The organism is Mycobacterium sp. E3298 (assembly GCF_001666895.1).
Lineage (GTDB): Bacteria > Actinomycetota > Actinomycetes > Mycobacteriales > Mycobacteriaceae > Mycobacterium.
This window is the reverse complement of sequence record NZ_LZJB01000565.1, coordinates 1-25641: the sequence shown is the minus strand read 5'-3', so window position 1 is coordinate 25641 and position 25641 is coordinate 1. Positions and strand designations below refer to the sequence as shown.

Below are 25641 nucleotides of genomic sequence, written 5' to 3'. Positions count from 1 at the left end.
CTTGGTGTTGCCGTACATGCCCCACCCGATGCCGATGCCCAGCAGTACCGACACGACGAACGCGGCGGCGAGCACCCCCCAGCCCCCGAGCCTTGGCGGCACCGGCCGGGCCCTGACGGTCGTCGTCGGCAGGGCGCTGCTGTCGGTCTGCAGATCGCTCACCAGATCCTGCAGGTCGCCGAGCGTGACGGCCTTGGTGGCCGCGCTCACCCGTTCCCGGTGCTCTTCCATGGAGAGCTCGCCGTCGTTGAGGGCGTTGTCGAGGATCTTGCAGGCGTCCTGCCGGTTGACGTCTTTGGCGCGGGTGCTCGCCGCCGCGCCACCGCCAAGCGATGTCCCGAGCCATTTCGCCACGGGACGATCGTAGAGTCCCGGTCCGGTGGGCACGGGAAAGGACTGAACGATGACCCGGCTGCGGGCGCCACAGTTTGGTTGCGTATCGGCCGTCCGGATGGAGACGTACTCTGGTGGGCGTGCGACTGCAGCGACAAGTGGTGGACTACGCGCTCCGGCGGCGAGCACTGCTGGCCGAGGTGTACTCGGGCCGCACCGGCGTGTCCGAGGTATGCGACGCGAACCCTTATCTGCTGCGCGCCGCCAAGTTTCACGGGAAACCGAGCCAGGTCATGTGCCCGATCTGTCGCAAGGAACAGCTGACGCTGGTGTCGTGGGTGTTCGGCGAACACCTGGGTCCGGTGTCGGGGTCGGCCCGCACGGCCGAAGAGTTGGTCCTGCTGGCGACTCGCTTCGAGGAGTTCGCTGTCCACGTGGTGGAGGTGTGCAGGACCTGCAGTTGGAATCATCTGGTCAAGTCGTACGTGCTCGGCGCGGCGCGCCCACCCAAGGGCACCCGCACCACGCGGACGGCGCGAAACGGCGCGCGCACGGCCATTGAGTAACGACGGACGCCACGACCAGTCGTCCAACAACGCGGATGGGCCGGCGACTGAGCGCGTGGGCAAACACGGAAGCGGCGAGCGCCCGCGTGACGCGCCGTCGGCGCCCGGTCAACGGCGGGGGGTTCCCCCGGACGACCGGATGACCACGATCCTGCCGCCGGTCGTCGACGACCGGTCACCCCGGCGGCCCGATCCCAGCATCGAGGAAGTCAAAGCCGCGCTGGAGGGCCCTCCGTCCACGCCGCTGCAGCGGGACGCGCTCGAGGAGGTCAAGGCCGCGCTGGAGAGCCGGACGCCGCCGCGGCGCGAGCGGCCGGGCGCGGGGGGCCCACCGGAGGGACCACCGCCGCCATCCGGTCCGCGACGGCCCGGCGGCCCCGACGGCTTCGGACGCCGGCCCCGGGGTGACGTCCATTGGACGCAACAGATCAATTGGCTGTGGGTGCGGCGAGCGGCCTACCTGTCGGCGGTGGTGCTGGTGCTGCTGCCGATCGTCACGTTCGCGATGGCGTATTTCATCGTCGACATCCCCAAGCCCGGCGATCTGCGCACCAATCAGGTGTCCACCATCCTGGCCAGCGACGGATCCGAGATCGCCAAAATCATCCCGCCCGAGGGCAATCGGGTCGACGTCAACATCAACCAGGTGCCGGTACACGTGCGGCAGGCGGTGATCGCCGCCGAGGACCGCAACTTCTATTCGAATCCGGGTTTCGACTTCAGCGGATTCGCGCGGGCGGTGAACAACAACCTCTTCGGCAACGGCGACCTGCAGGGCGGGTCGACGATCACCCAGCAATACGTGAAGAACGCGCTGGTGGGTTCGGCTCAGCACGGTCTCAGCGGCCTGATGCGTAAGGCCAAGGAACTCGTGATCGCCACCAAGATGTCGGGTGAGTGGTCGAAAGACGATGTGCTGCAGGCCTACCTGAACATCATCTACTTCGGCCGCGGCGCCTACGGCATTTCCGCCGCCGCGAAGGCCTACTTCAACAAGCCCGTCGAGCAGCTCACCGTCTCGGAGGGGGCGCTGCTCGCCGCGCTGATCAGGCGGCCCTCGTCGCTGGATCCGGCCATCGATCCGCAGGGCGCCCGGGCCCGGTGGAACTGGGTTCTCGACGGCATGGTGGAGACCAAGGCATTGTCACCCAGTGACCGTGCCGCGCAGGAGTTTCCGGAGACGGTCCCGCCGGATCAGGCGCGCGCGGAGAACCAGACGACGGGGCCCAACGGCCTGATCGAGCGTCAGGTGACCAAAGAGTTGATGGAGCTGTTCAACATCGACGAGCGGACCCTGAACACCCAGGGCTTGCAGGTCACCACCACGATCGACCCGAAGGCCCAGCAGGCCGCCGAAAAGGCGGTCTCGAAATACCTTGACGGGCAAGACCCCGACATGCGGTCGGCGGTGGTGTCGATCGACCCGCATGACGGGGCGATACGCGCGTATTACGGCGGTACGGACGCCAACGGATTCGACTTCGCGCAGGCCGGCCTGCAAACTGGTTCGTCGTTCAAGGTTTTCGCGCTGGTCGCCGCGCTCGAGCAGGGGATCGGGCTGGGCTACCAGGTCGACAGTTCGCCTCTGACGGTCGACGGCATCAAGATCACGAACGTCGACGGTGAGGGCTGCGGCACGTGCAACATTGCCCAGGCCCTCAAGCAATCGCTGAACACCTCCTACTACCGGCTGATGCTCAAGCTCAAGGGCGGCCCGCAGGCCGTCGCGGACGCCGCGCACCAGGCCGGTATCGCCACCAGCTTCCCGGGTGTGGAGCACACCCTCTCCGAGGACGGCAAGGGCGGACCGCCCAACAACGGAGTTGTGCTGGGGCAGTACCAGACTCGGGTGATCGACATGGCCTCGGCGTACGCCACGCTGGCCGCCTCGGGTCTCTACCACCGGCCGCACTTCGTGCAGAAAGTCGTCAGCTCCGACGGGCAGGTGCTCTTCGATGCCAGCAAGTCCGACAACAACGGCGAGCAGCGGATCCCGAAGGCCGTGGCCGACAATGTCACCGCGGCCATGGAGCCGATCGCCAGCTACTCGCGGGGCCACGCTTTGGCCGGCGGCAGGCCATCGGCGGCCAAGACGGGAACCACGCAGCTCGGCGACACGACCGCCGACAAGGACGCCTGGATGGTCGGATACACGCCGTCTTTGTCCACGGCGGTCTGGGTCGGCACCGCGAAAGGCGACGTGCCCCTCGTAACCGCCTCGGGCGCACCGGTTTACGGCTCGGGGCTGCCGTCGGACATCTGGAAGTCGACGATGGACGGTGCGTTGAAGGGCACGTCGAACGAGTCGTTCCCCAAGCCGACCGAGATCGGCGGTTATGCGGGCGTCCCAGCGCCGCCGCCTCCGCCCCCGGCGCCGTCGGTGACCGTCATACAGCCCACGATCGAGGTGGCGCCGGGCATAACGATCCCCGTCGGCCCGCCGACCACCATCACCAACGCGCCGCCAGGACCGGGCGGTGGCGGCCCAGGCGGGCCGGGCGGCCCCGAGCCTGGTGTCCCGCCGGGCGGTCCGCAAGCCCCCGGGCCGCAGCCGCCGCCGTGACCGACGCCGAGCAGCGCAGCGCCACCATCTCTCCGGCGCGATTGGCCGGCGATCTGCGTAGCGTCGACAACCGCGATTGCCCCAGCCGCACCGACTCGTTGGGCGCCGCGCTGGCGGAGGTCGTCGGGGGGCCGGTGGGTGGGCACGCGCTGATCGGCCGGACGCGGGTGATGACGCCGCTGCGGGTGATGTTCTTGATCGGACTGGTGTTCCTGGCGCTCGGCTGGTCGACGAAGGCGGCCTGCCTGCAGAGCACCGGAACCGGGACGGGCGATCAGCGGGTGGCCAACTGGGAGAACCAACGCGCGTACTACGAGCTGTGTTACTCCGATACGGTGCCGCTCTACGGCGCGGAGTTGTTGAGCCAGGGCAAGTTTCCGTACAAGTCGAGCTGGATCGAGACCGACGGCAGCGGCACCCCGCAGACCCGCTACGACGGCCGGCCCGCTGTGCGCTACATGGAGTATCCGGTGCTGACCGGGATGTATCAGTACGTGTCGATGGCGCTGGCGAAGACCTACACCGCGTTGAGCAAGCTGGCGCCGCTGCCGGTGGTCGCCGAGGTGGTGATGTTCTTCAACGTCGCGGCGTTCGGCCTGGCGCTGGCGTGGCTGGCGACCGTCTGGGCGACCGCAGGCCTGGCGGGACGCCGGATATGGGACGCGGGCCTGGTGGCCGCGTCGCCGCTGCTGATCTTCCAGATCTTCACCAATTTCGATGCGCTGGCAACGGGTTTGGCGATGGCCGGTGTGCTGGCATGGGCCCGCCGTAAACCGGTGCTGGCCGGCGTGCTGATCGGATTGGGCGCCGCGGCCAAGCTGTATCCATTGTTGTTCCTGGGCCCCATGGTGGTCCTGGCGATTCGGACGGGACGCTTCCGCGCTGTGGCGCGCACCGCCGCGACGGCCGCGGTGACATGGTTGTTGGTGAATCTGCCGGTTTTGGTGCTGTTTCCGCGCGGGTGGTCGGAATTCTTCCGGCTCAACACCCGCCGCGGTGACGACATGGATTCGCTTTACAACGTCGTCAAGTCGTTCACCGGCTGGCACGGATTCGACCCCAAGCTCGGGTTCTGGCAGCCGCCCACGGTCCTGAACACGGTGGTCACGGTGCTATTCGGAATCGGTTGCGCTGCAATCGCATACGTGGTGCTCACCGCCCCCCAGCGCCCGCGGCTGGCGCAGCTGTTGTTCTTGGTGGTGGCGGTGTTCTTGTTGACCAACAAGGTGTGGAGCCCGCAGTTCTCGCTGTGGCTGGTGCCGTTGGCGGTGCTCGCCTTGCCGCACCGCCGGATCCTGCTGGCGTGGATGACCATCGACGCGGTGGTGTGGGTGCCGCGGATGTACTACCTATATGGCAATCCGAACCGCTCGCTGCCCGAACAGTTCTTCACCACCACGGTGGTGTTGCGTGACGTCGCCGTCGTGGTGCTGTGCGCGTTGGTGATCCGCCAGATCTACCGGCCCGGCGAGGATCTGGTGCGTTGGGGCGGCCGGGTGGACGACCCGTCCGGCGGTCCCTTCGACCGCGCACCCGACGCCCCGCCCGGATGGCTGCCGGACTGGCTGCGCCCGGCCGGCCCGCGGCGCGCACCGGAGCCGGACCCCGAGGCCGAATCGGCGGTGCCGGCCGGGGTGGCGCCATGACGCTCGTCGCCGTTCCCTTGTTTCCCCGGGTGACCGCGCTCGACGCGGTGGGGCCCTACGAGGTGCTGCAGCGCGTTCCGTCGGTCGAGGTGGTGTTCATCGGTCACCGCCGCGGCGAGGTGCGGACGGAGAACGGGATGCTCGGCCTCTGCTGCGACGCGCGGTTCGATGAGGTCACGTCGCCGGACGTGGTGCTGGTTCCCGGCGGGATCGGCACCCGGCAGCTGATTCACGACGAGACCATCCGGAGCTGGCTGCAAGCCGTCCACCAAACCACGACGTTCACCACGTCGGTGTGCACGGGTGCGCTGCTGCTGGCCGCGGCGGGCCTGCTCGAGGGACTCACCGCCACGACGCACTGGCGGGCAAGCGACCTGCTGAACAAGCTCGGAGCCCGATACGTGCCGGACCGCGTCGTCGACCACCTCCCGCAACGGATCATCACCGCCGCCGGGGTGTCCAGCGGCATCGACATGGCTCTGCGGCTGGTCGAACTCCTCGTCGATCGGCAGGCCGCGCAGGCCGCGCAACTGCTCATCGAATACGACCCGCAGCCGCCGTTCGACGCGGGCTCCCTGGCCAAGGCCGATCAGGCGACGGTCACGCGGGCCACCGCATACTTGGACGCCCGGCAGTAGCCGGATTGCCCGGCCGCCCGGATCCGCCGCGATTTTGGAGGCCACCCCGCCCATCCGGTAGCCTGATGCGGTTGCCGACGCAGGCGACCCTCCTGCCACGGAACGACCGTGGCCGCTTGAGACCAGAGGAGGTGGTGAGGTTTCCATGCGTCCATACGAAATCATGGTCATTCTTGACCCCACGCTCGACGAGCGCACCGTTGCTCCGTCCCTGGAGACGTTCCTGAACGTCGTCCGTAAAGACGGCGGCACCGTCGAGAAGGTCGACATCTGGGGCCGGCGCCGGCTGGCCTACGAGATCGCCAAGCACGCCGAGGGCATCTATGTGGTGGTCGACCTCAAGGCGGAGCCGGCGACGGTTTCCGAGCTCGACCGCCAGCTGAGCCTCAACGAGTCGGTACTGCGCACCAAGGTGATGCGCACCGACAAGCACTAACACCTGTGGCTGAGTCGTGGGCCCACCGTCGGTGGACTTGCGTAGGCTCAGCGAGGATACGTGCCATCCACCGTCTGAGAAGCGAGTAGCAGGGCGGACCTAGGAGGAAATTGTGGCTGGTGACACCACCATCACCGTCGTCGGAAACCTGACCGCCGACCCCGAACTGCGGTTCACCCCGTCCGGTGCCGCCGTCGCGAATTTCACCGTGGCGTCGACACCGCGAATTTATGACCGCCAGAGCGGGGAATGGAAGGACGGCGAGGCCCTCTTCCTGCGCTGCAACATCTGGCGGGAAGCCGCCGAGAACGTCGCCGAGAGCCTCACCCGGGGCGCCCGCGTGATCGTCACCGGCCGGCTCAAGCAGCGTTCCTTCGAGACGCGTGAAGGCGAGAAGCGGACCGTCGTCGAGGTCGAGGTCGACGAGATCGGCCCCTCGCTGCGGTACGCCACCGCCAAGGTGAACAAGGCCAGCCGCAGCGGCGGCGGTGGCGGTGGTGGCTTCGGCGGCGGGGGCGGGTCCCGGCAGGGATCGGCGCCACCGGCGAGCAGCGCACCGGCCGACGACCCGTGGGGCAGCGCCCCGGCATCCGGGTCATTCGGCGGCGGCGACGACGAACCGCCGTTCTGAAGAACTTCAACAGTAAGAAACGGAAAGAAAGACAGTCATGGCGAAGTCCAGCAAGCGACGTCCGGCTCCGGAAAAGCCGGTCAAGACGCGGAAGTGTGTCTTCTGCGCCAAGAAGGACCAATCGATCGATTACAAGGACACCGCGTTGCTGCGCACCTACATCAGTGAGCGCGGCAAGATCCGGGCGCGTCGGGTCACCGGCAACTGCGTGCAGCACCAGCGTGACATCGCGATCGCGGTGAAGAATGCCCGCGAGGTGGCTCTGCTGCCCTTCACCTCCTCGGCGCGATAGCCGCCGAAGCTCGAGCGAAAGTACGAATAACGATGAAGCTGATATTGACGGCTGACGTCGACCACCTCGGTACGGTCGGCGACACGGTCGAAGTCAAGGACGGCTATGGCCGCAACTTCCTGCTTCCGCGCGGCCTGGCGATCGTCGCCTCGCGCGGCGCGCAGAAGCAGGCCGACGAGATCCGCCGGTCCCGCGAGAGCAAGGCGGTGCGCGACCTCGGGCACGCCAACGAACTCAAGACGGCGATCGAGGCGCTGGGCCCCGTCCAGCTGCCGGTGCGCACCGCGGCCGATTCCGGAAAGCTGTTCGGCTCGGTCACCTCGGGGGACGTCGTCGCGGCCATCAAGAAGGCCGGCGGTCCCAATCTGGACAAGCGAATCGTCCGGCTGCCCAAGTCGCACATCAAGGCCGTGGGCACCCACCCGGTGTCGGTGCATCTGCACCCCGAGGTCGACGTCGAGGTCGCCCTCGAGGTCGTGGCGGAGAGCTAACCCGGCAACCTTTGCTCTTACCCGGCGGCGGCCAGCTTCGGCCGCCGCCGAGCTCAGTTGTGCGGCCGGCACAGTCTTCGGCCTCTCGTCCGGCGGTCGCGGACGCGCGCCCTAGCGAACTGTTGCTCCGGTATATCCCGAGGGTCCTCTTTACCCTGCCGTAACGCTGCGAAAATGTGGCTGAAAGCCAACACGCCCGGAGCAGTAACCTGCGACGACACGCCGTAGAGATTCTTGTCCACACGAAATTCGTCGCGTTACATGGCCCTTAACAGCAGTGATGTCACGGCCCCTTGAATTCATACACAGGTTCTCCACACCCCACTCAACACAGGTGTCGACGGATATGCACACACGATGCACAGGTTCATAAACAGCCGCGCTTTCACCTACTAGCCAGCAACGTCTAACGTCGTCCCGGCGCGAGGCGTGCGAGTGCTGTGGGACGAAAGTGTCGGCTCCTTGACTTACGCTGAAGAAACCGGTTTTCGAATGTATGTTCGGGCGTGTGGCAGGGGAGGAGGGATCCATGGCGGTCGTCGATGACTTGTCGGCGGGCATGGATTCATCGGCGCCGAGCGAGGACTTCGGCCGCCAGCCACCGCAGGATCTGGCCGCGGAGCAGGCGGTGCTCGGCGGCATGCTGCTGAGCAAGGACGCCATCGCCGACGTGCTGGAACGGTTGCGGCCCGGCGACTTCTACCGACCCGCGCACCAGAACGTCTACGACGCGATCCTGGACCTGTATGGCCGTGGCGAGCCGGCCGACGCCGTGACGGTGGCCGCGGAACTGGACCGGCGCGGGATGCTGCGCCGGATCGGCGGCGCCCCCTATCTCCACACGCTGATCTCCACCGTGCCCACGGCCGCCAATGCGGGCTACTACGCGACCATCGTCGCCGAGAAGGCGCTACTGCGGCGGTTGGTAGAGGCGGGGACGCGGGTCGTGCAATACGGCTACGCGGGCGCCGAGGGCGCCGACGTGGCCGAGGTGGTTGATCGCGCACAGGCGGAGATCTACGAGGTTGCCGACCGACGGACGACGGAGGATTTCGTTCCGCTGGAGGACCTGCTGCAGCCGACGATGGACGAGATCGACGCGATCGCTTCCAACGGCGGCGTGGCGCGTGGCGTGCCGACTGGCTTCACCGAGCTCGACGAGGTGACCAACGGCCTGCACGCCGGTCAGATGATCATCGTGGCGGCCAGGCCTGGAGTCGGGAAGGCGCTCGCGTTGGACACGCTGCTGCCCACACCCTCGGGCTGGACGACGATGGGCGACGTCGCGGTCGGTGACGAGCTGCTCGGCGACGACGGGCGGCCGACGCGGGTGGTGGCCGCCACCGACGTGATGCTGGGACGGCCGTGCTATGAGGTGGAATTCTCCGACGGGACGGTGATCGTCGCCGACGAAGCCCATCAGTGGCTGACCGAAACTCGCGCATCCCGGAAGTCGGCGCAAGCCGCGGCGGTGGGCTACAACCGCTATAAGAATCAGCGCACCTTTGCGGCGGTGCGAACCACGGCCGAGATCGCCGAGACTCTGCGCTGCGACACGGTGGACCGGCGGCTGAACCACTCCGTGGTGAACGCGAGTGCGCTCGACCTACCCGAGCGCGAATTGTTGGTTCCCGCATACACGCTCGGGGCCTGGCTCGGCGACGGCACCAGTGCCGCGGCTCAGATCACCACGGCCGATCCGGAAATCATCATGCGCATCGAGGCGGACGGCTTGGTGGCCTTTCCGTCGGCGTCCGCGCGGTACCGCTACCACCTGCGCCTGCCGGCCGGCGCGGGGCCGGCTCCTCGCCAGTGCGCAGTTTGCGGCAAGTCGTTCATTCCCCAGACCAGTCAGGTGCGGACCTGTGGGCGCTCATGCGGTGGCCGGGCACGGTTCGTTTCTGCTCCGGTGCCGAGCCCGACGTGTATTCGTTGTGGGGGACCGTCGGCGGGGCTGCGGTTGTGCCAGAGCTGCCACGCCTCCGTGGGCACCCTGCAGGCGCGCCTGCGAACGCTCGGCGTGCTCGGTAATAAGCACATCCCGATCGAGTACCTGCGCGGGTCCGAGAGACAACGGCGCGCCCTGCTCGCCGGCTTGCTCGACACGGACGGGACGGTCACGGCGGGCGGTGCGGTCCAGTTCTCGGTCACCAGTCAGCGGCTGGCGTGCGATGCCGCCGAGCTGATCGTCAGCCTCGGCTATCGCTGCCAAACCTCGGCCAAGCGCGTCCGGGGTGGGCACGAGTCGTCGAGCACCGCATACACGCTGACCTTCTCCACGGACGACGTGGTGTTCGCGTTGCAGCGAAAGGCCATCGCGCACAAGGAACGAAGGGCCGCCACCGGTACCGCGCGCTCGGGCTCACGCTTCATTGTGGACGTCCGACCGGTCGAGACCGTCGCCGTGCGTTGTGTTGAGGTCGACAACGACAGCCACCTGTATTTGGCGAGCAGGGCCATGATCCCGACGCACAATTCCACTCTCGGTCTGGATTTTCTGCGGTCCTGCTCGATCAAGCACCGGCTCGCCAGCGTCATCTTCTCGCTGGAGATGAGCAAGTCCGAGATCGTCATGCGGTTGCTGTCGGCGGAGGCGAAGATCAAACTCGCCGACATGCGTTCCGGGCGGATGAGCGACGACGACTGGACGCGGCTGGCGCGCCGGATGAGCGAAATCAGTGAGGCGCCACTGTATATCGACGACTCGCCGAACCTCACGATGATGGAGATCCGCGCAAAGGCGCGCCGGCTGAAGCAGAAGGCCGACCTGCGTCTGGTCGTGGTCGACTATCTGCAGCTGATGTCGTCGGGAAAGAAGGTCGAGTCGCGCCAGCTCGAGGTGTCCGAATTCTCGCGCCAACTCAAATTGTTGGCCAAGGAACTCGAGGTGCCCGTGGTGGCGATCAGCCAGCTCAACCGCGGTCCCGAGCAGCGCACCGACAAGAAGCCGATGCTGTCCGACCTCCGCGAGTCGGGATCGCTGGAACAGGACGCCGACATGGTGATCCTGCTGAACCGGCCGGACGCGTTCGAGCGGGACGATCCGCGCGGGGGAGAGGCGGACTTCATTCTCGCCAAACACCGCAACGGCCCCACCAAGACCGTTACCGTCGCGCACCAGCTGCACCTGTCGCGCTTTGCCAACATGGCGCGGTAGGCGGCGCCATCTAGGGCCGGCATCGATGCGGTGACCGGCATGGCGCGGAAACCGGCACCGCCGCCGGCCCCTGGTCGGCCCGATCTCGTTGCTCAATCAGCCGCCGCGCGGACGCGTCTCGCCTCCATTGCGGCGAGCGAAGTCGCGACCACCAACACTCCGGTGGCCGCCACTTCGGCTACCAATGCGGCGGAGTTGAGCACTTCGCGGTCCGGAAGCTCAGATATGCCCAATTCGTGCTTGGTGTCCCCGGCCAGCACCCCGGGCCGCACCAAACACAAGACGGCGGTGACGAATGCGACGACCGCGAAGCCGCACGCGACCAACCCGAGCACATTGACGCGCGTCGCGCCCACCATCGCGGCGGCTGCCGCGAGCGAGACGATCACGATGGTCCAACCGGGCGCACCGTTCGCCATGCCGGCGAGGTGGGCGCCGTAGTGTTCGCCATGCTCGCCGATGTAGACGCCGAGACCATTCCACCGAAGGGGTAATCCCAGATGGTCTAAGTCAATCCACGGCAGAAGTGTCAGTGCGGCTGCCGCGATGGCTGCCACGACGGCTACTGCGGAGATTGGCTTGGTGAGCACCGCAGCCCCCCTTTCGACCGTTGGCTCGAACGATGATGACACCGGGCCGGTGCCTCCACGGATGCTGTGTCTCGATCTTAGGAAAAAGAGAGGCGAGAGCATTTCGTCTCCCTGTGGTCGCGGAGGTTTGGGTCGTACGCGAGCAGCGAGCCGGGCAGAGAGGCAACTTCCACCCGGAATCGCGCGGCTTGCCGTGACGCAGTAGTTTCCCTGACGTGATGTCCTCAGCTGCTCATGCCCTCATGCGGTGGATCAGTCCCTTCCTGACGGTGGCGGCTGTCGCCTGGATTTGTGCGCCGCATGCCGGTCCCGCCCCGGCGGTGCGCTTGGCCAGCGACGGCAACCCGTTGGCCGGTGCGCCGTTCTACGTCAATCCCAATTCGGCGGCGATGCGCGCCGCGCAGAGCGCCGATCCGCCGAGCGCCGAGTTGACCGCGATCGCCAACACGCCGCAGGCCTACTGGATCGTCCCCGGAGGTTCGGCAGCCACCGTCGGCAAGTACGTCGGCGACGCGAACGCCGCCGGCGCCATCCCGGTGCTGACGATTTACGGCATCCCCCACCGCGACTGTGGCAGCTTCGCCGCGGGCGGCATGGGGTCGGGCGCGGACTACCGAGGCTGGATCGACGGCATCGCGTCTGGCGTCGGCGCCTCGCGGGTGGCGATCATCGTCGAGCCCGACGCGCTTGCGATGGCCGACTGCTTATCGGGGGATCAGCGCCAGGAGCGCTACGACCTGGTCCGGTACGCCGTCGACACGCTGACCCGAGACCCGGCCGCGGCCGTCTACGTCGACGCCGGGCACTTGCGCTGGCATAGCGCCGAGGACATGGCGGGCAGGCTCAACCAGGCCGGTGTGGGCCACGCGCGTGGTTTCAGCGTCAACACCGCCAACTTCTTCACCACCGAGGACGAAATCGGTTATGGAGAAGCAATTTCGGGCCTCACGAATGGTTCGCACTACGTGGTCGACACTTCCCGCAACGGAGCCGGACCGGCACCCGACTCCGGGCTCAACTGGTGCAACCCGGGCGGCCGAGCGCTCGGCACCCCGCCGACCACGGCAACCGCCGGCGCGCACGCCGACGCCTACCTGTGGATCAAACGCCCCGGCGAATCCGACGGAACTTGCGATAAGGGCGATCCGCCTGCGGGCACCTTCGTCAGCCAGTACGCCATCGATCTCGCACACCGGGCGGGCCAATAGTCGAGGCGTGCAGCCGGCGAGCGCCAAAGGCGTTCGTGCGGTAAGAAAGTGCGTACACGAAAGCCTGCCAAGCAGCGAGCGGGATTCGACCGGCTTCGACGAAAAGGCTTGAGTTATGCCCGCATGGAGACACCGCAGCGCCACGACCGAGAGCAGGACGACCGACGCCGGCCGCAGCGTCGGCGTAGAAATCGAAGTCGAGGTCACCGAACCGGCGGTGCTGGATTTCCAGGTGGCGGTCAGCCGGCAGCCGGGCATCGATGTGAGCGAATCCCTGCGGATCACGCGAAACGGCAAGGCGCTGGAACCGCGAGAGGTCATCGGCGCGCATCAGTCGCGCATCCATGTCGTGGCGGCCGAAAAAGGAACGGTCACGGTGTCGTACGCGGCGACGGTCACCGGGCGGGCGGACCCGGCACCGGTGAACGACATCGACGCCATCACCTATCTGCGCCCGAGTAGGTACGCGGAGGCCGACAAGTTCTTCGGTTTCGCCGCAACCGAATTCGAGCAGTACGCGACCTCGGTGACGTTGCTGGAGAAGGTCTCGTCTTGGGTCGGCACCCGGCTCAGCTATGTCCCGGGATCCAGCGATCCGATCGACGGGGCCACCGACACATTGCTCGCGGGCGCGGGCGTGTGCCGCGACTATGCCCATCTGGTGATCGCGTTGCTACGCGCGGTCAACGTCCCGGCGCGACTGGTGGCGGTGTACGCGCCGGGGTGCCATCCGATGGATTTTCACGCCGTGGCCGAGGCCTTGATCGACGGTGTGTGGCGCGTCGTCGACGCGACGTGCCTGGCGCCCCGACAGTCGATGGTGCGGATCGCCACCGGCCGCGATGCCGCCGACACCGCATTTCTCGACAACCACGGGGGCGCCATCACCGTGCAGAACATGACCGTCACCGCTGTCGTCGACGGGGAGCTGCCCAGGGACTCGGTCGAGCAACTCGTGAGCCTCGGGTAGCGGCGCGGCGCCGCCGTCGTTCAGCGGAAGCGGATATCCGCCGTCGCCAGCCCGAAGATCTTCCTACCGCCGGACTTTGCGACGACGATGACGACACCGGCCCGGGTCGCCGGGTCCAGTGACTTGATCCGTCCGCTGTATTCGATGTCTGCACCGTCGGTGGCCGAGACGATCGCGGGTTGGGCCAGCCGCACCGCATACCGGCTCACCGCGCCGGGGTCTCCCGACCACGAGGAGATGAAGGCCGCGCCCAAACCCATGGTGAGCATTCCGTGGGCGATCACGTCGGGCTGGCCTGCCAGCTTGGCGACGTTCTCGTCCCAGTGCAACGGATTGGCGTCGCCGGCGACACCGGCGTAGTTCACCAGGTCGCCGCGCGACAGGCGGGCGTGGTGCACCGGTAGCTCGTCACCGACTTTCAGGTCATCGAAGCACGCAGTGCCCGGGATGCGGTCCGTACCGGCTTGGGCGATCCGAACGTCACTCGCCTGGCGCACAGTCTTCCGATAGGCCGCTTCCGAGGTGTCGATTCCGGCGAGGTTCACGTCGTGCATCACCACGTTCTTCGCGGCCACCAGCATCTCCGGATCGACGTCGTCCGCGGTGACACCCACGACGGTGGTGTGCATGGTGTGCACCCGCTCGCCGGCGGAGTCGGTGAACGTGTTGGTCACGGTGATCAGGTCACGGCCGGCGACTCTGCGGACCGACGAGAGTTCGACGTCGGTGTGCAATTCGTCGCCCGCGACGATCGGTCGGTGCTGCTCGAAGACTTCTTCGGTCTGCAGATACATGTCATAACCGACGACGACCGATTCGAACAGGTGGCGATTGGCGACCATGCCGGGGATCGACGTGAACGTCAGCGGCGCCACCAGCCCCGAATATCCCAGCTCCGCGGCGGTCGCGACATCCCAGTGGGCGGGGTGGTAGTCCTGGACAGCCCGGGCGTACTCCCGCACTTTCTCCCCGGAGACCCGGTACGGTTCGTGGACCTGGTAGTAGTGGCCCACGCGGGATTCGAGCGTTGGCGTTTCGGCTGGTGCGGTCATTAATTGCTCAACATTTCTATCGACCGGTTCGCTGCGGCCGACGAAGGCACCCTAACCCGCAGAGACCCGCGACCATCGACGCGGTCGGTCGGCGAGCTGCGGCGAACGGGCGAGAGGCGCCGGCCCGCCGGCGCGCGTCTGGCCACGTAATGTCGATGGCCATGACCGTTTATGCCTTGAATCTCTTCGATGTGGCCGATGCCGAGGAGTACCGCGCATACTCGCGACGGTCGCCCGCCGAGGTTGCCGAGCATGGTGGTCGCGTTGTTGCGCTCGGCAGTTTTCAGGAGGCGATCGTCGGCGACATCGAGCCCCGCCAGGTGCTGATCCTCGTGGAGTGGGAGTCGCGGGAGGCCTTCGACAGCTACTGCAACGACCCGGACCTCGCCGACCTGCATCCGCATCGCGAGAACGGATCGTCGAAATACATCTGGCACCTGTTCGACCGTCTCGACGATCTCAGGCCCGTGCTCCGTCGATGAGCGTGGCCAGGATGGGGGACGGCCCCGCCTCCGGGTGCCCGGCCGGTTCAGATCTTGAGGTAGCCCTTGTCGGCGGGGATTTGGGCGGCGGTGACCAACGACGACGCGTCGCTGGCAAGCCAGACCACGATGTCGGAGACCATGTCGGGAGGCGCGAGGGACTCGGTCGGCAGTGCGCCGGGCGAGAAGCTGTGGATGTAGTGCGGGTGGTCCTGGAAGGTTTGGTACATCGACAGGTCGTTACCCATCGGGGTGTCGGTGCCGTATGGGTGCACGGAGTTGACGCGGATCCCGAATTCGCCGAGCTCGACGGCCAACGAATTGGTCAGTCCGACGACGCCGAATTTGCTTGCGCAGTAATGCCCACATCCGGGGACGGCCTTGATCCCGGCCGCGGAGCTGATGTTGATGATCGACCCACCATTGCCGGCCGCGATCATCACGGGCACAACGGATTTCATGGTGTTCCACAGTCCGGTGAGATTGATATCGATGGTCTCCTGCCACTGCCGGGGTGAAATCTCCCATACCCGGCCCCAATTCAGCACGCCGGCGTTGGCCACGACGATGTCGAGCCGGCCGAACTGTTCGATGGCATTCGCCACGATCCGCTGTTGGCCGGACAGGTCTCGGACGTCGACTTCGTCGGCGAAAATCTTGCGGCCCTCGCCCTCCACCAGATTGACGGTTTCGGCAAGATCTTCGGGTAGGGCGGATGGGTAGCCGTTGTGTTCGGCGACGGGTGCGCAGGCATCGATAGCGACAATGTCGGCGCCGGCCCGGGCGAGCCGGACGCAGTGGGAGCGGCCCTGGCCGCGGGCGGCCCCGGTCACGTAGGCGACTTTGCCGGCGAGGGGGGCGATTGGCTCGGTCACGCCGATAGCTCCTCTGCTTGCTGCGCTGGCTCGGAGTGTTTCGCCGATGATAAGCATCGCCGTTCCGACGTTTGACGAAATGGCAGAAAATCGGGATTGCCAAGTCAGGGACTCGACCGCGTCGCGGCGGCTGCGTGCGACAGTTACCGGATGACACGTGTCGCCGTGATCGGCGCCGGACCGGGCGGCTTGGTGGCGGCGCGCTGGCTGTTGTCGCAAGGGCTCGAGCCCACGATCTTCGAGCAAGGTTCGACGCTAGGCGGGCAGTGGGCGACGTCGGAGGAATGCAGCGGCGTCTGGCCGGGCATGCACACCAACAGCAGCCGCACCATGACGGCCTTCAGCGACCTCGAGCATGACAGCGAACTCGCCTACCAACCCAACCGAGACATTCTCGACTATCTGCATCGCTACGCCGCCAAATTCGGTCTGACGTCACGCATTCGGCTGCGCAACCGAGTCGAACTGGTCAGCCGGGACGACAAGCCCGGCTGGCTCCTGCGCCACGCCGAGGGTATCGACAGATTCGAGCGAGTGGTGGTGGCCAGCGGCAGGTTCAGTGCGCCGGCGGTCCCCCCGGTCGCGGGGCTGGAGACTTTTTCCGGCTGCGCGGGTGCGACGACGACGTTCGGCTACCGGGACGGCACCGCATATCGCGGCAAGCGGATCTTAGTGGCCGGCTGCGCGATCAGTGCGCTCGAAGTCGCTTCGGAGATAGCGCAACTCGGAGCGGCGCACGTGGTTGTGACGCAGCGGCGGCAACGGTACGTCGTCCCCAAATTCGTTTCCGGCGTCCCCACCGACCATCTGCTCTATACGCGATACGGCACCCTGTCGGAAGAGCGCCTCCCGGCTGAGGACGTCGAGGGCCAGTTGAAGGAGATTGTGCTCGGGGCCGCGGGAAGCCCCGAGCAGTACGGAGCCCCGGCGCCGGACCCTTCGGTTCTCACGGCTGGCGTGACCCTCAGTCAGCATTATCTCCCGCTGGTCGCGGAGGGCCGAATCTCGGTGCGGCCGTGGATGAAAACGGTGGCGGGCAGGAGGGTGGTTTTCGCCGACGATCATGCGGAGGAGTTTGACGGAATCTTCTTCGGGACCGGTTTCAATCTGCGCCTACCGTTCTTGAGCGAAGACGTTCAGAAGGTTCTGGACCTCGACGCGGTGCACCTGGACGCGGACCGGTACACCTTCCATCCGGAGCTCCCCGGGCTGGCCTTCGTGGGGATGTGGGACCAGGCGGGCGGGTACTTCGTGCCGCTCGAGCTCCAGGCCAGGTGGATCGCCTACGCGTGGGGCGGTGTCATTCCGGCCGTGGGTGATCGCGAGCAGCGGCTGGCAATCAACGCCTACCGCGCCCGCCGGGGTGCGTCGCAGAAGTCGCGATTGAACCTCGTCGCCATCGCCTTCGCCCGGGCCGCGGGCGTGGAGCCGAGACTGGACAACTGGCCGAACCTGCGCCGCGCGTTGTTATTCGGCCCACTGGCGCCGAGTTGCTTTCGGCTGGAGGGACCTGACGCGCTTCCGGACGCGCCGGAGCGGTTTGTCCGAGAGGCCGCCCGGTTCGGTGCCATCACTTCGAATGACATGACAGAGCGCGAACAACGCTATTTGGCGGCGCTCTCTGACAGCCACCCCTAGTCCGCGGCGGCCAGCACGTCACGTACCGCGTCGTCGACCGTGGCCAGCAAGTCCGGGTCGATACCGGCGCGTCCGCGAACCAGAACCGAGGCGTTGTTGGCCGGCGGCAGGCCCTCGGCCGGACACAGGCCGTCCGGCAGTTTGCCGATCATCGGCAACAACGCCACTCCGAGCCCCGACCGAACCGCCGCGTACAGGCCGGACAGGTCCCCGCACTCGGCGGCGATCTCGTAGGTGATGCCGTGGTTTTCCAGGATCGCGAAGGCCGGCTCGCGCAAGGTGCACGGCTCGGAGAAGACCACCAATGGTAGGGGGTCGCGCGGAAGCACCGACAGCGTTCGCGCCGAAATCCATTGCAGACCAACAACTCCCGATGCGTTGGCGCGATCCAGGCCCGCGCCGTCGACCATGATCGCCAAGTCGACCAGCCCACGTTCGATCGAGTCGGCGAGCGACACGTTGCGGTCGAGTCGGAAGCGCACCCGCCGGTCGGGAAGCCGGTCTCGCAGGATGCCCGTCAGTCCGGCCAGCATCACGTCCGCGCCGTGCTCGGTGGCGCCGATCGTCAGAAGCCTGGGCTCCGTGGCGCCCAGGTCGTCGAGCGCCCTGTCGTGCGCGGACAAGATCGTCCTGGCGTGCCGCAGGGCCTTCAGTCCGATTTCGGTGAACACGATGCCGCGGCCGGAGCGTTGGATCAGCGGCTCACCGACGACGGCTTCGACTCGGCGCAGATGCTGGCTGACCGCGGACTGGCTCAGGTGCAGCGCGGCGGCGGCGCGGTGAAACCCGCCACAGTCGGCGACCGCGACCAGGCTGCGCAACGGCGCGATGTCCAGCACCTGGGCCATAACCGCACGATAGTCTGATCAGCGAATCTAATCAATCATTGCGCCGGAAGCGCCGATTTCGCTCAGCCGGATTGGAAATCGATAAGGCAACGCGATCAATCGCGATCAGCAATATTCGTTGGACGGTGGGCGGCGGTCTGAGCAAGCATGGGTCGCATGGACTTGCCGCGCATGCCGCTGACCACCGCGTCGGCGGTGACGTTCCTCTACGCACTCGGTTACCCGATCGGGGTGCTGGCGGTGACCGCCATGGCGCCGATGGATGCCCTGGTGCTGCGATTTGCTTTGGCCGCAATCATTTTGACCGTCTGGGCGGCCTTCGCCAAGGCGCCCTGGCCGCGGGGGGCACAGTTCGGCCACGTCGTGGTGGCAGGTCTGCTGATCCAGGCCGTGCAATTCTGCTGCTGCTACGAGGCCTTTCGGCTCGGTTCACCGGCGGTGCTGTGTGCGGTGGTGATCGCGATGAACCCCGTCGCCACGGCCATCCTGGCCGCGGTGTTCCTGAGTGAGCCGCTCGGGCGGCAACGGGTGGCCGCGCTCGCCCTCGGCGTCGTCGCTGTGCTCGCGGCGTGTGCCAGAAGGCTGACCAGCACCCACGGCCTGGACCCCGTGATCGTGTTGCTTGGCGTTGCGCTGCTTGGGCTTTCGGCCGGCGGCGTCTACCAACAGCGGTTTTGCACCGGCGTCGACTTCCGCACGATGAGCGCGATGCAGAATGCGGTCGCGCTGGTTCCCGCGGCGGCGCTTGCGTTGCTGACGCCGTTCACCGTGCATGACATCCGGCAGGCGGCGATCGCGATTGCCGGCATGGTGCTGTTGAACGCGACCCTGGCGGTGAGCCTTTATGTCCGCGCCATCAACGCCCACGGTGCGGCGGCGGTGGCGATGCTGTTCGCCGTAATCCCCGCACTCGCCGGGCTACTCTCCTGGCTCATGCTGGGCCAGCGTCCCGACGTCGGCGTCGGGATCGGCCTGGTTCTGGGCGGACTGGCCTGCTGGCTCAACGGCCGGGGGGCACGCGCGCGCCGTGGGGCCGCGGGACGTGGGCCTGAACAGATCTCGGCGGCCGCGGTTGACCAGCGCATCCAGGTGTCGTGCGGGTCGCCATCGAGTGCGCGGGGGTAGCGCTCGATCGGGTTCGGATCCGGGTGCGGCGCCGCCCCGAAAAACCCGTCGGACGCGCTCTTCCCAACGACTCCGCTGCGGCTACGGTGATGTCTATGACGCCGGCCGGCCGCTCGTCCGCAAGCCCAGTGAAGCGGCGCCCGAGAGACCGCAAAGCGCAGATCGCGAGGGCGGCCGGCGATGCGTTCAGCGAGCTCGGATACCACGCGGTGAGCATGGAAAACATCGCCGCGCGGGTCGGAATCTCGGCGGCGGCGCTGTATCGCCATTCGCAGGGCAAATACGACCTGTTTCGCTCCGCGGTCCTGGCGCTCGGTCAGCTGCTCGTGGACGCCACCGAGTTCGCCGATCAGCTGCCCGCCGACGCCGATCCCCGGGAAACGCTGCGCGCACTAACTGCTGCCCTGATCGACACCACCATCGTCAACCGCACCGCGGGGGGACTCTATCGATGGGAGGGCCGCTATCTGCACGGGGAGGACGAGGAGGTGCTCACCGAGCAGGTCAGGCTGGTCAACCGGCGTCTGCAGCGGCCGTTGATCAGACTTCGGCCCAAACTGCAGTCGCGGCAGCGTTGGGTGCTCTCGGCGGCAATTTTGAGCGTCATCGGCAGCATCACCGATCACCGTTCCCGGCTCAGCAACGACGAGATCCGGGCGACGCTGGCCGACATCGTGGCCGCGATATCAAAGGTGGACGTGCCGGTGCAGCGGCCGAGCGAGTCGGAGCCGGCGCAAGCGGTGACGATGACGAGGGCCGTCGGCAGCTATGAACTGCTGTTGCACGAATCGATTCGATTGTTCAATGACCGTGGCTATCGGGAAACCGGCATGGAGGAGATCGCCGCGGCCGTGGGCATACCGGTGGCCAGCATCTACCAATACTTCCCCAGCAAGGCCGCGATACTGGCGGTCTCCTATCGCCGCGGCGCCGACCAGCTCTCCGGCGACCTGTCCACGATCCTGGCCGCGGGCGGTGATCCGGAGCAGTCGCTGCAGCGGCTGATCGACGCCTTCATCGAGCGGCTGTTCGCCAACCCCGAATTGGCCCGCGTCTACTACACGGAGCGCCACAACGTGCCGGACAACGAAGCGGTGCTCCTCTACAACATTCACCGCTCCACCGTCGAATCCTGGGCGCGGCTGTCGGTGGCGGCCCGGCCCGGGCTGACGCTCGGCCGGGCGCGATACGCCGTACACGCCGCCTTCGCCTTGGCCGTCGACATCGGCCAGCTCGTCATCCCCGGCCCCGGCGAGCCCGCCCGCATGACGCTGCGCCGACTGATGGCGACCACGCTGCTCGGCGAATCCGCCACACCTTCCGGTGGGGCAGCCCAGGGCGGCGCGCGCCGCCGTTGATTCGGGACGCAAGCCCGCGCGCGAATGACGCTGTACTTGTTGACGCGCCGGCGAGCGACGGTGCGCGTTAATCGGCTTCAAAACGCCCTCAGCGCAATAAACTCGTCCCCACCGGGCCGCACGGAATCTCAACAACGCCTATCCAACGGTCCGAATTGCGATTAACATACGGGGAACGTCGGTATGGTACCTAGTCTCCGCGAAAGGCATGCCCCGATGCTTCACAGGGTCCGTCAGCTGCTGGACTACCAGTTGACGATCGCCGAGCTGCTGGGTCTGGCCGTGCTGCTGGGCACGCCGTACCTCATCGTCGGGGTGATCTGGTCATCGACCCACACGAGCCACCTGCGCGACATGCAAGGTATCGATCTGGTGGTCTCGTTTCTCGGCTCGATCGTGTCCTGGCCGGTGCTGATCTTCGCCAACGTGTGCATGACCTAGGGCACGGGATGATCAAACGCGGACCCCTGGCCTTCGCCGCGGCCGTGGTGGCTTTGACGCTCGGGCTTCTCGCGCTGCGGTTCCCGGTATTCATCGACGAATACGATCAATTCGGTTGGCAAGTCAAATGCGGCAGCGGATTCACCACGGATTTGGCCCAGGCCGCGAGCGCTGACAGGGACGAAAGCGGGTCGGCTAACTACGTCGGCCAATGTGACAGCGCGCTGATGATCAGGCGCGTCTGGGCGATTCCGGCGGCGGCGCTCGGCGGCCTCACGCTGGTGGGGCTGGCGGGGGTGGCGCTCGCACACGATCGCCGCAAGCTCCGCGAAGATTACGCGCCTTAAAACTAGTCGTATTGGCGCACAACCGCGTTCATCGCGGCCACGCCTAGCGCGTGCTCTCGTCGGGAAGGTCGCGCCGGGACTGGTGCCGCCCCGGCGCGTCCGGGTCCTCGTTCTGATGCTCCAGCTGCTCCTGCAACTTGCGCTGTTCCTCGGTCGCCTGCCGGGCGTCCTCGGGCGCGGGTGGCGGGTCGAAATTTACCTGCTGGTCCACGTGGATCTCCTCTGACCGTCTGCGATGCTCCAGTCAGGATCTCCCGAATGCCAGGCATCGAAACCTGGCCGGTCGTCCGCGCAGGCTAGCCCAGATGTGCGGACAGCAGCCAGGCTCCGATCGACTTGCGGCCGTTGCCCTCGTCACGAATGTCGGCACCCCCGAAGGCCTGAAAGCCTTCCGCGACGCTGTCGGGCACGTTGGCGTGAATGCGCGCCGGCCGGATCTCGTCGATCACCCAGTACTTGGACACCACGTCCCGCAACTCGTCCTCGGTGACCGCATTGACCGGGCCGTCGGCCGGCATGCCCGCCCGGTCGAACACCAGCACGAAATACGAGGCGCCGGGGGCGGCGGCCCGCACGATCGACTGCTGGTAACCCTCGCGCAATTCGACGGGCATGGAGTGGAACAGCGTGGAGTCGACGATGGTCCCGAAACGGCCGTCGTAGCCGTCGAAGGAGCTGATGTCGGCGACGTCGAAGGTCGCATTGGCAAGGCCGCGCCGGCCGGCCTTCTCGCGCGCCAGCTTGATGGCGGTCGGCGACTGGTCGAGGCCCACCGTGGTGAAGCCACGCTCGGCAAGGAACAGCGACACCGCCGCCTCGCCGCAACCGGCATCGAGTACGTCACCGTGGAACTTCCCGGCTTCGATGAGAGCCGCGATCTCCGGCTGTGGCTCGCCGATGCTCCACGGCGGCCGATTACCCTCGCCCATCTCCGGGGCCTCGCCCTTGTAGGCGGATTCAAACATTTCCTGAGTCGGCTGAGTCATGCCACAGTTATATCAAGTGCGCTGATATATGTCAACGAAATTGATATCTGACGCACGCGCTCACCCCGAGGATGGCCGTGCGGTAGCCGGAGTGTTTGCCGAACGAAGCCAGTTCGCCGTTGGGTACTTCGGGCCCCTTGGGCGCGATCGCCCGCTGTGCGGCGACCGCGGCTGCGGTGGCGCCGTCGGCGGGAAGCCGGATCCCAGCTCTCGCCGTCGGTAGTTAGATCATTTAAGCGGTTCGGCCCCTGTGCGCCCGGGGGCGAAGATGACTATCGCGCACGGACATGTTGAGATCGGGTATGGCCGACGACATCGAACTGAGCCCGCGGGACTGGGTGCGCGAGCAGACCGAGCAGATCCTCAAGCAAGGCACCACCGACGGGGTCGAGATTTTCGATCGGCCCGTCGTCCTGCTGACCGTGACCGGGGCGAAATCCGGGAAGAAGCGGTATGTGCCGCTGATGCGCGTCGAAAACGACGGCCGTTACGCCATTGTCGCGTCGAAGGGTGGCGCACCCGAGCATCCGTTGTGGTACTTCAACCTGCAGGCCAACCCCGAGGTGACGTTGCAGGATGGCGAGAGGGTCGTGACGCTGAGGGCGCGCGAGCTCGAGGGGGCCGAGCGCGAAGACTGGTGGCAGCGCGCGGTCGAAGCGTATCCGCCGTACGCCGAATATCAGACGAAGACAACGAGGCAGATACCGGTCTTCGTCTTGGAGTAAACGGTCCGCCGCCCAGTCACTTTCGCCAACGGCTCGCGTCGCCTGCCATTCTCTTGGCCCGGCGAATTTGCGCCGCAAAAGATTTGCATTCGATATGCGCCCGGCCCGTCGTGTTGCGACCGGCCTGGCCGCCCCATACCTTCGGTACGCATAAGCCATAGCAGGCTAACCAGAACAATGATGTTCCCGGCGAATGTAATCGTCCGTGCTGCAGGGTTTTACATTGCACAATTCGGCGCGTTACGGGCAGGTCCCGAACGTGCCCTCATGCGTAACCCAGGGAGGGCCCATGCAACGCGTCGAGCAGCTGGGGGAACACGATACCGAGACGGACGCCCGCGGCGGCCGGTTTCGCGCGGCCATGCAGTACGACCTTCCGGCGTCATTGGTAGTGTTCCTGGTGGCGCTTCCGCTGTCGTTGGGTATTGCGCTCGCCTCCGACGCCCCGGTGCTCTCCGGCCTGATTGCGGCGATCGTCGGGGGGATCGTCGCGGGCTGTCTCGGTGGGTCACCGTTGCAGGTGAGTGGCCCGGCGGCCGGGCTGACGGTCATTGTTGCTGACCTGGTATCCCAATTTGGCTGGGCCGTAACATGTTTGATCACAGTAATTGCCGGCGCCCTGCAAGTTGTGTTGGGTATCAGCCGGATTGCACGCGCCGCCCTGGCGATCTCGCCGGTCGTTGTGCACGCCATGCTGGCCGGCATCGGCATCACGATCGCCTTGCAGCAGGTGCACGTATTGCTGGGCGGTGAATCGCAGAGCTCGGCCTGGACGAACGTCGTCGGGCTGCCCGCGCAGGTTGTGGGCGCGCACCGGCCCGGGCTCGTGCTGGGCCTGCTTGTCATCGCCATCCTGATCGCTTGGCGCTGGGCGCCGGCTCGGGTGGCCAAGATTCCCGGTCCGTTGGTAGCCATCGTGGGCGTCACGGTCATCTCGGTCGTGTTGCCGTTCAACGTGTCCCGTATCCGATTGGAAGGCTCGGTGCTGGAGGCGCTGCAGCTGCCCCAGCTCCCGCAGGGTAACTGGGGGGCGGTCGTGATTGCGGTTATCACGGTCACGCTGATCACCAGCGTGCAAAGCCTGCTGACGGCGGTCGCGATCGACCGGATGCACACCGGGGCGCGGACCGACTTCAACCGTGAGTTGATCGGACAGGGCGCGGCGAACATGGCGTCGGGCGCGATCGGCGGGCTTCCCATCGCCGGGGTCATCGTGCGCAGCGCGGCCAATGTCAACGCAGGGGCCAAGACCCGGGCATCGACGATCATGCACGGGCTCTGGATCATGGTGTTCGCCGTGCCCTTCGCGGGATTGGTCGAACAGATCCCGACCGCGGCGCTCGCCGGCCTGCTCATCGTCATCGGCATCGAGCTGCTGAAGCCCGCGCACATCGAAACCGCGCTGCGCAACGGCGATCTGGCCGTCTATCTGGTGACCATAGTCTCCGTCGTTTTTCTCAATCTGCTACACGGCGTGCTGATCGGGCTCGCGGTGGCGGTCGCCGTGACCGGGTGGCGGGTAGTTCGGGCCAGGGTGGAAGCGAGGCCCGTGGGCGATGAATGGCATCTAATCATCGAGGGGGCATGCACCTTCCTGGCGCTGCCCCGCCTCACCGGGGTGCTCGCCACGATCCCCGAGCGCACCACGGTCACCGTCCACCTGCTGGCCAATTACCTCGATCACGCTGCGCACCAAGCGATCAGCGACTGGCAGCGCCGGCACTGCGCGACGGGCGGAGACGTAAACGTGCACAACCGGAAGCTGGAACCGTATGGGCGCGAGGGTAAGTCGTCGAAGTCCGAGCGCCGAGCGGCCCATCTCAGCCTGGTCGAAGCGGAGGCCGGCTAGTCCGCCCGGCCAGGCTCATCGATTCAGGTCGGCGGCGATCTGCCCCAGCACGGCGAGGTGGTCGTCGACGGTGGACAGCCCCGCGTTCATCGTGTTGACCGATAGGTGGGTGGCGCCGGCATCTCGCCAGGCCGCTATCTCGCGGGCGGTCCGGACGCGGTCGCCGGTCCAGCTGACCCGGCCCTCCATGCCAAGCCGGTCCGCGTCGCGGCCGGCGGCCGCGGCGGCGCGCCGCACCTGCTCGCGGGCGTGGTCCAAACCGGGGCCGGGGGCGGTCATCGGGAACCAGCCGTCCGCGAGCCGGCCCGCGCGTTGCAGCCCGCGATCGGAGGCCGCGCCGATCCACACGGGAATGGGGCGTTGGACGGGCAACGGGGCGAGCCCCGCCGCGGTC

27 protein-coding genes are annotated in these 25641 nt (G+C 66.9%); 19 read left to right on the top strand and 8 right to left on the bottom strand.

The features are described 5' to 3' along the window. A partial coding sequence (locus A9X05_RS25760) for a DUF1707 domain-containing protein (protein WP_156675738.1) occupies window positions 1-354 on the bottom strand: 354 nt, incomplete at its 3' end. 119 nt (window positions 355-473) lie between these two features. Between A9X05_RS25760 and A9X05_RS25755 the strand changes: the two genes are divergently transcribed. The 9 genes from A9X05_RS25755 (at window position 474) to dnaB (ending at window position 10753) form a co-directional block, all read left to right on the top strand. After that, entirely contained in the window at window positions 474-899 is a 426-nt protein-coding gene (locus A9X05_RS25755; RefSeq protein ID WP_067761414.1) for a DUF5318 domain-containing protein, read from the top strand. Further along, window positions 892-3462 (top strand): transglycosylase domain-containing protein, encoded by a 2571-nt coding sequence (locus A9X05_RS25750; protein ID WP_156675739.1) that lies wholly within the window; start codon window positions 892-894, stop codon window positions 3460-3462. The genes A9X05_RS25755 and A9X05_RS25750 overlap by 8 nt, the downstream gene beginning before the upstream one ends. Beyond that, complete coding sequence (locus A9X05_RS25745; protein WP_067761384.1) at window positions 3459-5108, top strand: glycosyltransferase family 87 protein; 1650 nt, start codon at window positions 3459-3461, stop codon at window positions 5106-5108. The genes A9X05_RS25750 and A9X05_RS25745 overlap by 4 nt, the downstream gene beginning before the upstream one ends. Then, a complete protein-coding gene (locus A9X05_RS25740) occupies window positions 5105-5746 on the top strand; it encodes a DJ-1/PfpI family protein (RefSeq protein WP_067784982.1) in 642 nt (213 codons plus the stop codon). Before A9X05_RS25745 ends, A9X05_RS25740 begins: the two co-directional genes overlap by 4 nt. A gap of 145 nt (window positions 5747-5891) precedes the next feature. Continuing rightward, window positions 5892-6182 (top strand): 30S ribosomal protein S6, encoded by a 291-nt coding sequence (gene rpsF, locus A9X05_RS25735; RefSeq protein ID WP_036362157.1) that lies wholly within the window; start codon window positions 5892-5894, stop codon window positions 6180-6182. 112 nt (window positions 6183-6294) lie between these two features. Next, window positions 6295-6813, top strand: coding sequence for a single-stranded DNA-binding protein (locus A9X05_RS25730; RefSeq protein ID WP_067784977.1), 519 nt, complete (start codon window positions 6295-6297; stop codon window positions 6811-6813). A 37-nt stretch (window positions 6814-6850) separates the two neighbouring features. Continuing rightward, on the top strand, window positions 6851-7105 hold the full coding sequence (gene rpsR / locus A9X05_RS25725) for a 30S ribosomal protein S18 (RefSeq protein ID WP_055399563.1): 255 nt from the start codon (window positions 6851-6853) through the stop codon (window positions 7103-7105). Between the two features lie 32 nt (window positions 7106-7137). After that, entirely contained in the window at window positions 7138-7596 is a 459-nt protein-coding gene (rplI, locus tag A9X05_RS25720; protein WP_067761381.1) for a 50S ribosomal protein L9, read from the top strand. Between the two features lie 529 nt (window positions 7597-8125). Beyond that, complete coding sequence (gene dnaB, locus A9X05_RS25715; protein ID WP_067761378.1) at window positions 8126-10753, top strand: replicative DNA helicase; 2628 nt, start codon at window positions 8126-8128, stop codon at window positions 10751-10753. A gap of 92 nt (window positions 10754-10845) precedes the next feature. Here dnaB and A9X05_RS25710 read toward each other — a convergent pair whose 3' ends face one another. Further along, a complete protein-coding gene (locus A9X05_RS25710; protein ID WP_067784975.1) occupies window positions 10846-11343 on the bottom strand; it encodes a hypothetical protein in 498 nt (165 codons plus the stop codon). Between the two features lie 215 nt (window positions 11344-11558). Here A9X05_RS25710 and A9X05_RS25705 point away from each other — a divergent pair, with 215 nt between their 5' ends. Both A9X05_RS25705 and A9X05_RS25700 read left to right on the top strand, forming a co-directional pair. Next, complete coding sequence (locus A9X05_RS25705; protein WP_156670292.1) at window positions 11559-12551, top strand: glycoside hydrolase family 6 protein; 993 nt, start codon at window positions 11559-11561, stop codon at window positions 12549-12551. 115 nt (window positions 12552-12666) lie between these two features. Further along, complete coding sequence (locus tag A9X05_RS25700) at window positions 12667-13521, top strand: transglutaminase family protein (RefSeq protein ID WP_067761368.1); 855 nt, start codon at window positions 12667-12669, stop codon at window positions 13519-13521. A gap of 20 nt (window positions 13522-13541) precedes the next feature. Here the strand turns inward: A9X05_RS25700 and A9X05_RS25695 are convergent, their stop codons facing one another. Next, complete coding sequence (locus tag A9X05_RS25695; RefSeq protein WP_067761366.1) at window positions 13542-14573, bottom strand: fused (3R)-hydroxyacyl-ACP dehydratase subunits HadA/HadB; 1032 nt, start codon at window positions 14571-14573, stop codon at window positions 13542-13544. 161 nt (window positions 14574-14734) lie between these two features. Here A9X05_RS25695 and A9X05_RS25690 point away from each other — a divergent pair, with 161 nt between their 5' ends. Next, on the top strand, window positions 14735-15055 hold the full coding sequence (locus tag A9X05_RS25690) for a DUF1330 domain-containing protein (RefSeq protein WP_067761363.1): 321 nt from the start codon (window positions 14735-14737) through the stop codon (window positions 15053-15055). Window positions 15056-15102: 47 nt separating this feature from the next. Here A9X05_RS25690 and A9X05_RS25685 read toward each other — a convergent pair whose 3' ends face one another. Continuing rightward, window positions 15103-15987: a mycofactocin-coupled SDR family oxidoreductase gene (locus A9X05_RS25685; RefSeq protein WP_067761360.1), complete on the bottom strand. Its 885-nt coding sequence runs from the start codon at window positions 15985-15987 to the stop codon at window positions 15103-15105. A 93-nt stretch (window positions 15988-16080) separates the two neighbouring features. On the opposite strand from A9X05_RS25685, the gene A9X05_RS25680 reads away from it, so the two are divergent. After that, window positions 16081-17568, top strand: a complete 1488-nt coding sequence (locus A9X05_RS25680) for an NAD(P)/FAD-dependent oxidoreductase (RefSeq protein WP_067784972.1) — start codon at window positions 16081-16083, stop codon at window positions 17566-17568. Here A9X05_RS25680 and A9X05_RS25675 read toward each other — a convergent pair. Continuing rightward, window positions 17565-18416, bottom strand: coding sequence for a LysR family transcriptional regulator (locus A9X05_RS25675; RefSeq protein WP_067784969.1), 852 nt, complete (start codon window positions 18414-18416; stop codon window positions 17565-17567). The genes A9X05_RS25680 and A9X05_RS25675 overlap by 4 nt on opposite strands. Before the next feature lie 171 nt (window positions 18417-18587). Here A9X05_RS25675 and A9X05_RS25670 point away from each other — a divergent pair, with 171 nt between their 5' ends. The 4 genes from A9X05_RS25670 to A9X05_RS25655 all read left to right on the top strand — a co-directional run bounded on the left by A9X05_RS25670 (window position 18588) and on the right by A9X05_RS25655 (window position 21687). Then, the gene (locus tag A9X05_RS25670) at window positions 18588-19541 is read left to right on the top strand and encodes a DMT family transporter (RefSeq protein WP_082971068.1); all 954 of its coding nucleotides are present in this window, start codon (window positions 18588-18590) and stop codon (window positions 19539-19541) included. A 128-nt stretch (window positions 19542-19669) separates the two neighbouring features. Beyond that, window positions 19670-20899, top strand: a complete 1230-nt coding sequence (locus A9X05_RS25665; protein WP_197499201.1) for a TetR/AcrR family transcriptional regulator — start codon at window positions 19670-19672, stop codon at window positions 20897-20899. Between the two features lie 216 nt (window positions 20900-21115). Next, a complete protein-coding gene (locus A9X05_RS25660; protein WP_067784965.1) occupies window positions 21116-21340 on the top strand; it encodes a hypothetical protein in 225 nt (74 codons plus the stop codon). 11 nt (window positions 21341-21351) lie between these two features. Continuing rightward, the gene (locus A9X05_RS25655; RefSeq protein WP_197499200.1) at window positions 21352-21687 is read left to right on the top strand and encodes a hypothetical protein; all 336 of its coding nucleotides are present in this window, start codon (window positions 21352-21354) and stop codon (window positions 21685-21687) included. A gap of 43 nt (window positions 21688-21730) precedes the next feature. On the opposite strand, the gene A9X05_RS31830 is transcribed toward A9X05_RS25655, so the two are convergent. Next, the gene (locus A9X05_RS31830) at window positions 21731-21898 is read right to left on the bottom strand and encodes a hypothetical protein (RefSeq protein ID WP_197499199.1); all 168 of its coding nucleotides are present in this window, start codon (window positions 21896-21898) and stop codon (window positions 21731-21733) included. Between the two features lie 85 nt (window positions 21899-21983). After that, window positions 21984-22673, bottom strand: coding sequence for a class I SAM-dependent methyltransferase (locus tag A9X05_RS25650; RefSeq protein WP_067784958.1), 690 nt, complete (start codon window positions 22671-22673; stop codon window positions 21984-21986). A 302-nt stretch (window positions 22674-22975) separates the two neighbouring features. On the opposite strand from A9X05_RS25650, the gene A9X05_RS25645 reads away from it, so the two are divergent. Continuing rightward, a complete protein-coding gene (locus tag A9X05_RS25645; protein WP_067784952.1) occupies window positions 22976-23398 on the top strand; it encodes a nitroreductase family deazaflavin-dependent oxidoreductase in 423 nt (140 codons plus the stop codon). A gap of 361 nt (window positions 23399-23759) precedes the next feature. Beyond that, entirely contained in the window at window positions 23760-25247 is a 1488-nt protein-coding gene (locus A9X05_RS25640) for a SulP family inorganic anion transporter (protein ID WP_231969103.1), read from the top strand. A gap of 15 nt (window positions 25248-25262) precedes the next feature. On the opposite strand, the gene A9X05_RS25635 is transcribed toward A9X05_RS25640, so the two are convergent. Further along, window positions 25263-25641, bottom strand: a 379-nt coding sequence (locus A9X05_RS25635; RefSeq protein WP_156736997.1) for an LLM class flavin-dependent oxidoreductase, incomplete at its 5' end; no start/stop codon positions are given.

Excerpts from the sequence above, each read along its gene's own strand:
- A9X05_RS25670 (WP_082971068.1), top strand. The coding sequence starts at position 18,588 with ATGCCGCTGACCACCGCGTCGGCGGTGACGTTCCTCTACGCACTCGGT.
- A9X05_RS25700 (WP_067761368.1), top strand. The coding sequence starts at position 12,667 with ATGCCCGCATGGAGACACCGCAGCGCCACGACCGAGAGCAGGACGACC.
- A9X05_RS25680 (WP_067784972.1), top strand. The coding sequence starts at position 16,081 with ATGACACGTGTCGCCGTGATCGGCGCCGGACCGGGCGGCTTGGTGGCG.
- A9X05_RS25640 (WP_231969103.1), top strand. The coding sequence starts at position 23,760 with ATGCAGTACGACCTTCCGGCGTCATTGGTAGTGTTCCTGGTGGCGCTT.
- A9X05_RS25740 (WP_067784982.1), top strand. The coding sequence starts at position 5,105 with ATGACGCTCGTCGCCGTTCCCTTGTTTCCCCGGGTGACCGCGCTCGAC.
- rpsF (WP_036362157.1), top strand. The coding sequence starts at position 5,892 with ATGCGTCCATACGAAATCATGGTCATTCTTGACCCCACGCTCGACGAG.
- A9X05_RS25650 (WP_067784958.1), bottom strand. The coding sequence starts at position 22,673 with ATGACTCAGCCGACTCAGGAAATGTTTGAATCCGCCTACAAGGGCGAG.
- A9X05_RS25690 (WP_067761363.1), top strand. The coding sequence starts at position 14,735 with ATGACCGTTTATGCCTTGAATCTCTTCGATGTGGCCGATGCCGAGGAG.
- A9X05_RS25660 (WP_067784965.1), top strand. The coding sequence starts at position 21,116 with ATGCTTCACAGGGTCCGTCAGCTGCTGGACTACCAGTTGACGATCGCC.
- A9X05_RS25645 (WP_067784952.1), top strand. The coding sequence starts at position 22,976 with ATGGCCGACGACATCGAACTGAGCCCGCGGGACTGGGTGCGCGAGCAG.
- A9X05_RS25675 (WP_067784969.1), bottom strand. The coding sequence starts at position 18,416 with ATGGCCCAGGTGCTGGACATCGCGCCGTTGCGCAGCCTGGTCGCGGTC.
- A9X05_RS25695 (WP_067761366.1), bottom strand. The coding sequence starts at position 14,573 with ATGACCGCACCAGCCGAAACGCCAACGCTCGAATCCCGCGTGGGCCAC.
- rpsR (WP_055399563.1), top strand. The coding sequence starts at position 6,851 with ATGGCGAAGTCCAGCAAGCGACGTCCGGCTCCGGAAAAGCCGGTCAAG.
- dnaB (WP_067761378.1), top strand. The coding sequence starts at position 8,126 with ATGGCGGTCGTCGATGACTTGTCGGCGGGCATGGATTCATCGGCGCCG.
- rplI (WP_067761381.1), top strand. The coding sequence starts at position 7,138 with ATGAAGCTGATATTGACGGCTGACGTCGACCACCTCGGTACGGTCGGC.
- A9X05_RS25685 (WP_067761360.1), bottom strand. The coding sequence starts at position 15,987 with ATGCTTATCATCGGCGAAACACTCCGAGCCAGCGCAGCAAGCAGAGGA.